Below are 7,324 nucleotides of genomic sequence, written 5' to 3'. Positions count from 1 at the left end.
CATCAGCTTTCTCTTGGGCTTCAGACATAATGCTTGAAACAATTTTATCTGTGCCTGAGCTCATATAAATTGCCTCCTTAACCTAAGATTCCACCGAATACCATAAGTAAAATAGCAATCAAGAAACCGTAAATAGCTTGTGTCTCTGGTAATGCAGAGAAAATAATACCACGAGCAAACATATCATTGTCTTCTACAATAGCACCGACAGAGGATGCTGCTGCCATACCTTGTCCCATACCGGAACCTAAACCAGCAAAACCAATGGATGCACCTACACCAATAGCTACAATACCTGCTTCAGTAGGTAATCCTTGTCCTCCACCTAATAATCCTGAGAATACTAATAATAAAATTGCAACCAAGAACCCGTAAATAGCCTGAGTTTCTGGTAATGCAGAGAAAATAATACCTCTTGCAAACATGTCGTTATCTTCTGCAACTGCGCCTACAGATCCAGCAGCAGCCATACCTTGCCCTAAACCGGAACCTAATCCAGCAAAACCAATTGCTACTCCAGCACCAATTGCTGCTAAAGCAGTACCTAAAGCAATTTCTACCATATTTAATTCACCTTTGAAATATAATTGATTTTATAATTTTAATTTAAGATATAAATGAAAAATTTTTAATTTTTAATTTTTGTAAATGTTCTTTTTGCTTTAAAAGCTTCGAATTTACCTTTACCTTCTTCAAAGAATTGTGAGAAGAACTCTACATAGTTAAGACGTAAAGCGTTAATAAATGCACCTAATACTTGGAAAGCGAAGTTTGCTATATGACCAAATATGAATACAAATATTGCTAAAACAATTCCTGCATATGGAACCATATTATTTAACATTTGAGCTAGGATGTTTACAGTCATTGCAATACCACCAGTAGCTAAACATAATGCTAAAAGACGAGCGTAGGATAAAACATCTCCCATGTAACCGAAAATATCCATTACACCATATGCTCCATTAGCCCATACTAACATTCCAATAGTTGCAAGTATTAAGATTCCGCCTAAAATCATACCTATCATACCGATTGCAGGCATCAGGTATCCTAAAGCGAGTAAAATAATTCCAGCTTCAAAAACAAACCAACAAATTTGGGATCCAATAGCTTCTTTTACTCTACCATATCTTAAGTTGTTAATAGTACCTAAGATAAATCCTATGTTAGTGTAAATAAGACCCACAGCGATAGCTATTATTAAAATAGTATCCGGGTGTACAAATGCTTCTACAGGAGCAAATACAGTTGGTAAACGGAAACCTGCTATTCTTTCTGGGAAGTCCCCAATGAAACCATTGGTTATCAGACCAAGGATAACTGCCCATAGACCTGACCAAATTAAAATCCAACCAAAAGAATGCATGGATTCTTTAACTTTTCCAAGACCTTTTAATAAGACAACACCAATTGCAGATACAACTAAACCATAAACTGCATCGGTTAAACAGAAACCGAAGAAGAATGGGAAAGTTATTGCAACAAATATTGTTGGATCCATAGCGTTGTAACGTACCGGAGAGTACATATCAACTAAGTATTCGAAAGGTTTGGAATACCATCCGTTTTGTTGTAAAACAGGAACATCTTCATCATCTGTACCTTCAACTTCAATTGTTTCAAAGGCACAATGTCCGTCAGAACTTTTTTCAACTAATTGTTCAACTTTTTCAGTATCCTTTACAGGTACCCATGCTTCAAGTACATAAGCATCTTTAGTTTGAACAAAAGAAGATAAAATTTCGTTCTTTTCTTTTTCATTTTCTAATTGTTCTTTGAGCGCCAATATTTCATCATCCCATTGCTCAGCGACTGCTCTTAATTCTGATTTAACAGCAGTACGTTCAGATTCAATGGACACCAATCTTGAATCAGCATTTGAAATAATTTGTTGAGGAGTACCTTCAACATTACCTACTTCAATTTTCTCAAAGTCGAATTTACGAAGAGTTGAATAAACATCATCACTAAATTCTTTTAAAGTCACTACGACGATAATTTCACCATCATCATCCGCCATAGGAACTGTAAATACATCTAATTCGTCAGTCAAGTTACTTAATTGATTTTTGATTTCTGAAGTAGATTCAGCATTAATCCTTCCAATAGTAGTAGAAGTGTACTTTGAATCTTTTAAAAGAGCTAAATCCATGTCAAAATTAGATAAGCGATTAGCCAAACTTTTATTAGACTTGAGTTCACTTGTTTCAGCGTCGAGTGCGGCTAGTTTACCCTCAATTACATGTGTTTTACTCTCCACCTGGTCTAGAGTATTTTCAGCTTCAACAATGAAAGCTTCAGTATCTAGAGCTTCTATTTCTTTTTGAACAGGTAAATCTGGACTTATAAAAGACATTAAAGTATCTTTTAACCCATGGCCTTCTGATAAAGAATTTCCTAAAAGTTCAGATATACCATTTGTTTTCATTAGAAGTGAAGATAGCTTACCAGTTAATGGAGTAGCTTTAGCAGGGGTTACTAATTCCGCTAATTCAGGATCTTGCTGAATGCTATCAGAAATATCACTTATTTGTATAAGCCCTGATTCGTGGAGCGCATCCACTGTAGGGGCTACATACTTTTCAAGTGTAACAATTCTAATTTTACGCATTCTAGCTGTCTTGAACATATAATCTCACACTACAAAATATTTTTGACAATAATAGAAGCAGCATCATCAACATTAGCCATAGCAGCATCTTTAATAGCTGCAACATCTTCATCGGACTTTTTAGCTATAGCTTGCGCTTCTTCTTTAGCTTTATCTTCTGCATCAAAAATAGTATTTTTCGCTTCTTCTTCAGCTGCCGCTTTAGCTTGGGAAATAATTTCCTCAGCTTTTACTTTTGATTCAGCAATTAACTCTTTTGATTGGGACTCTGAATCAATAATAAGTTGTTCAGCATCAGATTCAGCTTTTTTTATCATTTCGATTGCGCCTGATATCTCTGCCATAATAAATCACCATGGTGTATTTATTTTTATTGTGCAATATATATATCTTTTACTATTTAATATTTGTAAAAATTGTTAAAATTTAAATTAGATTAAAAAAAAGTATTCAAAATATAATAATTAGATAAAAAAATAATAGAAAAAAAAGAATAAAAGATAAATAATTTATCTATAGAACCATTTCAGCATACTTGGCGGTAATTTTTGTAAATAAGCAAGAATTGCTATACAAATAATGATTAAACCAACAATAAGAAGTTCTATATTGTACGGAAATGCAAGTAACATATACCCACTAACACCAATAACTATCCCTTCAAAAAAGAAAACCGCTTTGGTCCATGGTGGTTTAAACATTATAATAAAATATGCAACAGCAATCAATATCAAGATAATTGCAGTAGCAATTACATCATTTGTTAATGGCTGATGCCTTAAAATAGGAGCTATTGCCAATACTATCAACATTAAAGCCAGAAATACACCAAGTAATTTAAACATTTTAACATTTGACATAATAACACTAAATTTAATTATATCTTCATAATATTTATATCATTTTATAATTAAATGTCTATACATGGATAGGGCAGTATGGATAATACTAAACAAAGATTTTTCTTTGACGTTAGATGGTGAAATTAAAAATGAAAAACTAATTGACAAAAAGTTCTCACCTGGCGAGGATATTTGGACTGAGGAACTTCCACGTTTGGGTTTTAGTAGTGAAGAAATTCAAAAAGACTACGACAATTTTATAGAGGATATCATCTCATTATTTACCGAACCCCAAGCGGATAAAGTGTTTATTGATGCAAAAATAGGCGAAGAATCAGAATATGTTAATGCTAAAAATCCATTGCTGATTAGAAAAATAGAAGAATACAGTGTAGATGAACTCATAAAATAGCATTTGCTTTTTTTAAGACTTCATCCATACTATCAAATTCAAGTTTTTCGCCATTTTCTCCAACTTTTTCCGTGGTGATTAACACATGTGGAGATGCCCACAGGTATGAATATGTAAAATATCCCACATTTATAAATAAAAATATCCCCGAAACAGCCAGTGCCAACAGTAAACAGATGACCTGAATTAAGATATTGCCATATCTCCTTTTTCTCATCAATATGAAGTTTTCATCTTCATCAATTACTTTAAATTTCTTTTGAGATAATTCTTCGGCAATTTTTGTCAATTCATTAGAATTATCAGCATTTAAAATAAACAATTTCATTTCAATCTATATACACTACAAATTCATCCAATTGTTTTCTCGGAGTGTCCCTCGGTTCCGCATTACCATAGCCCAAAGGAGTGAAAAGGACAGGTTCCTCATTTTCCTCCAATTGTAAAAATTGGTGAGTCTTGTTTTTCTTAAATGCGCCAATAAAGCAAGTCCCCAATCCCACATCAGTCGCCGCAAGAATCATATGATCCATTACAATAGTTGCATCAATATCAGCAATATTTTTCCCATCCCACGGCCTGGTCCATGCCTTATCTCTTAAAGCGACTACACATAATACATAAGGTGCTTCAGTAAACCAATTTGCACCGTAAATCTCAGACAACTCATCCTTATATTTCTTAGTATCAATTACATAAACTTTGAAAGGTTGGTAATTGACGCCAGTTGGTGCAATTGTTGCTGCTTTTAGGACATATTCAATCTTTTCTGCTTCAACTTCTTTATCTAGATATCCTCTAACACTGTATCTTTCATTAATTACATCAATAAACTCCATGACATCACCTTCCATAATATTCTATATCATCCAAATCGCAAAATCTTCTAAATTCCTCTTCATCCATTTTCTCTTCATGGATATGTGCAATAATTCCAGGAACTCTTCCAATTATAAAAACGCCTAACCCCAATTCAGGGTCAAAACCCAAATCAGATAAAATAGCTGCATTTGCACCATCAACATTTAACCTGATTCCTTTCTTTTGATATGCCAAATCCTCAAGAGCCAAAGCTAATTTAATGTGCGGACCTACAAAACCTTCTTTTATGACTAACTCCATCAATTTGCTTGCCCTCGGATCAACATTATGATACCTATGGCCAAAACCGGGTATTTTTTTATCACCCAGTACATATTCATTATACAAGTCAATAGCCAATCTTGCGATTTGTTTGTTATCAATATTGGAATCATCAATCATATGAAGTGAATTTATCCTGGATTGATATAAATCCATTGCCTTTTCAATAGCTCCCGCATGTTTATTTCCAAATGACAATAATGCTCCGGCCACTGCCGAATTGATAGGAGACCCTGAGGAAGCCACCAACCGCGCAGTCTGTGTGCTTGGAGGAGTTACTCCATGATCACAAAATGAAACCAGAACATGATTGAATACCTTCCCTTCAATAGGTGATGGCAATCTTCCTTTCAACAATAAATAAATCATATCACTATATCTGATTTTTTCAATCAAATCCCTTTGGTTGTAACCTCGAGTGACTATTTTATCAGTTTCAACTCGGGATATTGATGTTTTTAATGAGTGAGGATTTACCCTAAAATTATTTTCTTGCATGATTTTCCCTTCTTTAAATTAAACTATATAAATTTTACAATTTTAAATGAGCTACTCTCGGTTCAACAAAACAAGAGGGCCTAACAGAAACTATTCTAACACCACTTGCTCTTTGATTTCCAATATTAACATAAGACCCTAAAACAGTGGTTTTTCCACCAAAACCCAATGGACCGATTCCTGTTTCATTTAACTTAGATGTTACATACTTTTCAATATCATTTTGGCAATCAAGACTACCATAAGCAATTGATTTCAGCAAAAGGGAAGTCGCTTCAAAATGTGTTCTTCCAATGCCTATTGATGGAATGGAAGGAGTGCAACCCAACATTTTTAAAGAATCCGCCAACCAATCTACTGCTGTATCAACAACATTTGAAAATGAACGTTTATGATAAACTCTAAAAGTTTTAGCCCTTATCTCAGGACCGCCACCTTCAAGTAAAAAATGAATATTTAACGTATCTGGTGAAATATCTCTTTTATATGTTGATTCATCATGAATTGAATCAATTAAAATTGAAGCAGGCTTAAGCATTCCCGGTTTTTCATATAAACCCTCAGACTGTTCAATCCGTTCTATTTCACCACCTCTCACAGCCATAGGCCGTGCTGGAAGATTATTTAAACCTAAAGCTATTCCTTCATGGATATTGTCTAAAAGCTCGCCAGTAATTTCTCTTTCACTGCCCAACTCAATAATAACATGAGGAATACCTGTGTCATCGCATAATGGAAATTTGGTATTCTGTGCCACCCCATAGTTTTCTAAAATCTGTGATAAACACCAGGAAGCATTATCATTTGTTTCAATTTCAATAGCTTTTTTTAAAGCTTTTAATTTATCATCAGATAACCTGGTTGAAGCATCAATTATCGAATCGGAAATATCATTTATAATATCCATAAAATCACTCAGGAACTGATAAATAACTGGAATCATTTGGGGAAGGAATTGCATCATTGCAATAATTATCAATGACCCTTTTGACCAATTTTACTTGTTTTATACGAGCAATTGCCTCTTTTTCAGTCGTATCCCAATTGTGATTGGCCGCAACAGACCCTCCGGTTTTTAGATAAACCGGTGCTGCCACTTTAATAAAATCTGGAACCTCGTAATGTCTTATGAAACCGCCTGTAGACTTTGGATTTTCAGTATGCAAATCTATTGATATATCGATGGCGTTTCTAATAGCCGCAATCATAGGAATCTGTAAATCACGGACAGGATTTAATGAATCAAGACCAATCGATTCAAGTAATTTCGCAGCTGCTGGGTTGGAATGGCCTGCATGAGCAGATAACTTAAAATGGACACTTGAAGGCAGTTCACCTGCTTTTCTCATTTCATTTAATGTCCAAAGCAAACCTTCATCGTATAACAATATCCCACGGACACCCAATCTACAAGCCCTTTTAACATCCTCGATTGCATAAACTAGATTGTCATATCCCCTTAATCTATAACCTATTCTGCTTCCTTCTTTAGTATGGACAGTTGCTGATGTATCATAAGTTGCTCTTGGACCGACTGCCAAAAACAGTTCACAACCATAGTTAATGGCCAAATTAACCATTTCTTTAATTTCTTCATCAGTCAACATCATTATTCCTTTAGTTTGAGTAACCCTATGAATGAAAATATTATTTTTAAGTGATTCTTCAAGAAGAGCATTCATTGTTTTTGGGGATTGGATTCCTGGAACTTCAAAACGATATTGGCCGCCGTCTTTGAATCTCTTATCTGATTTGAAATCTTTCGAAGTTTCATAAATGCCTATTTTTTCAAGAAATTCTTTTGTATTATCCATA

General features: G+C 34.3%; 10 protein-coding genes. 1 reads left to right on the top strand and 9 read right to left on the bottom strand.

Annotated elements, in window-relative coordinates; genetic code table 11:
- Positions 1-77: 77 nt before the first annotated feature.
- The 4 genes from IJI93_RS06540 to IJI93_RS06525 all read right to left on the bottom strand — a co-directional run bounded on the left by IJI93_RS06540 (position 78) and on the right by IJI93_RS06525 (position 3,474).
- A complete protein-coding gene (locus IJI93_RS06540) occupies positions 78-563 on the bottom strand; it encodes a V-type ATP synthase subunit K (protein WP_069573492.1) in 486 nt (161 codons plus the stop codon).
- A gap of 65 nt (positions 564-628) precedes the next feature.
- Complete coding sequence (locus tag IJI93_RS06535; RefSeq protein ID WP_292821403.1) at positions 629-2,632, bottom strand: V-type ATP synthase subunit I; 2,004 nt, start codon at positions 2,630-2,632, stop codon at positions 629-631.
- Between the two features lie 11 nt (positions 2,633-2,643).
- Positions 2,644-2,958 (bottom strand): HrpE/YscL family type III secretion apparatus protein, encoded by a 315-nt coding sequence (locus IJI93_RS06530; RefSeq protein ID WP_292821402.1) that lies wholly within the window; start codon positions 2,956-2,958, stop codon positions 2,644-2,646.
- 165 nt (positions 2,959-3,123) lie between these two features.
- Positions 3,124-3,474, bottom strand: coding sequence for a hypothetical protein (locus IJI93_RS06525; protein ID WP_292821401.1), 351 nt, complete (start codon positions 3,472-3,474; stop codon positions 3,124-3,126).
- Positions 3,475-3,580: 106 nt separating this feature from the next.
- Between IJI93_RS06525 and IJI93_RS06520 the strand changes: the two genes are divergently transcribed.
- Positions 3,581-3,868 (top strand): hypothetical protein, encoded by a 288-nt coding sequence (locus tag IJI93_RS06520; protein WP_292821400.1) that lies wholly within the window; start codon positions 3,581-3,583, stop codon positions 3,866-3,868.
- Here IJI93_RS06520 and IJI93_RS06515 read toward each other — a convergent pair.
- From IJI93_RS06515 to IJI93_RS06495, 5 genes are read right to left on the bottom strand one after another with little or no spacing between them, the layout of a single operon-like run.
- Positions 3,858-4,196 (bottom strand): hypothetical protein, encoded by a 339-nt coding sequence (locus tag IJI93_RS06515; RefSeq protein WP_292821398.1) that lies wholly within the window; start codon positions 4,194-4,196, stop codon positions 3,858-3,860. The two genes, IJI93_RS06520 and IJI93_RS06515, sit on opposite strands and share 11 nt — an antisense overlap.
- Before the next feature lies 1 nt (position 4,197).
- Positions 4,198-4,707 carry a nitroreductase family protein gene (locus tag IJI93_RS06510; RefSeq protein WP_292821397.1) on the bottom strand — a complete coding sequence of 170 codons (510 nt, stop codon included), beginning with the start codon at positions 4,705-4,707 and terminating at the stop codon, positions 4,198-4,200.
- A 4-nt stretch (positions 4,708-4,711) separates the two neighbouring features.
- The gene (locus tag IJI93_RS06505) at positions 4,712-5,509 is read right to left on the bottom strand and encodes a citryl-CoA lyase (RefSeq protein WP_292821395.1); all 798 of its coding nucleotides are present in this window, start codon (positions 5,507-5,509) and stop codon (positions 4,712-4,714) included.
- Positions 5,510-5,543: 34 nt separating this feature from the next.
- Positions 5,544-6,416, bottom strand: coding sequence for a fumarate hydratase (locus IJI93_RS06500; protein WP_292821393.1), 873 nt, complete (start codon positions 6,414-6,416; stop codon positions 5,544-5,546).
- A gap of 4 nt (positions 6,417-6,420) precedes the next feature.
- Positions 6,421-7,323, bottom strand: a complete 903-nt coding sequence (locus tag IJI93_RS06495; protein WP_292821391.1) for a peptidase — start codon at positions 7,321-7,323, stop codon at positions 6,421-6,423.
- Position 7,324 lies beyond the last annotated feature (1 nt).

The organism is Methanobrevibacter sp., from assembly GCF_017431965.1.
GTDB lineage: Archaea > Methanobacteriota > Methanobacteria > Methanobacteriales > Methanobacteriaceae > Methanocatella.
This window is presented reverse-complemented; position numbering and strand designations above follow the sequence as displayed.

Coding starts and splice junctions, on each gene's coding strand:
- IJI93_RS06540 (WP_069573492.1), bottom strand. CDS start 563: ATGGTAGAAATTGCTTTAGGTACTGCTTTAGCAGCAATTGGTGCTGGA.
- IJI93_RS06535 (WP_292821403.1), bottom strand. CDS start 2,632: ATGTTCAAGACAGCTAGAATGCGTAAAATTAGAATTGTTACACTTGAA.
- IJI93_RS06530 (WP_292821402.1), bottom strand. CDS start 2,958: ATGGCAGAGATATCAGGCGCAATCGAAATGATAAAAAAAGCTGAATCT.
- IJI93_RS06525 (WP_292821401.1), bottom strand. CDS start 3,474: ATGTCAAATGTTAAAATGTTTAAATTACTTGGTGTATTTCTGGCTTTA.
- IJI93_RS06515 (WP_292821398.1), bottom strand. CDS start 4,196: ATGAAATTGTTTATTTTAAATGCTGATAATTCTAATGAATTGACAAAA.
- IJI93_RS06510 (WP_292821397.1), bottom strand. CDS start 4,707: ATGGAGTTTATTGATGTAATTAATGAAAGATACAGTGTTAGAGGATAT.
- IJI93_RS06505 (WP_292821395.1), bottom strand. CDS start 5,509: ATGCAAGAAAATAATTTTAGGGTAAATCCTCACTCATTAAAAACATCA.
- IJI93_RS06500 (WP_292821393.1), bottom strand. CDS start 6,416: ATGGATATTATAAATGATATTTCCGATTCGATAATTGATGCTTCAACC.
- IJI93_RS06495 (WP_292821391.1), bottom strand. CDS start 7,323: ATGGATAATACAAAAGAATTTCTTGAAAAAATAGGCATTTATGAAACT.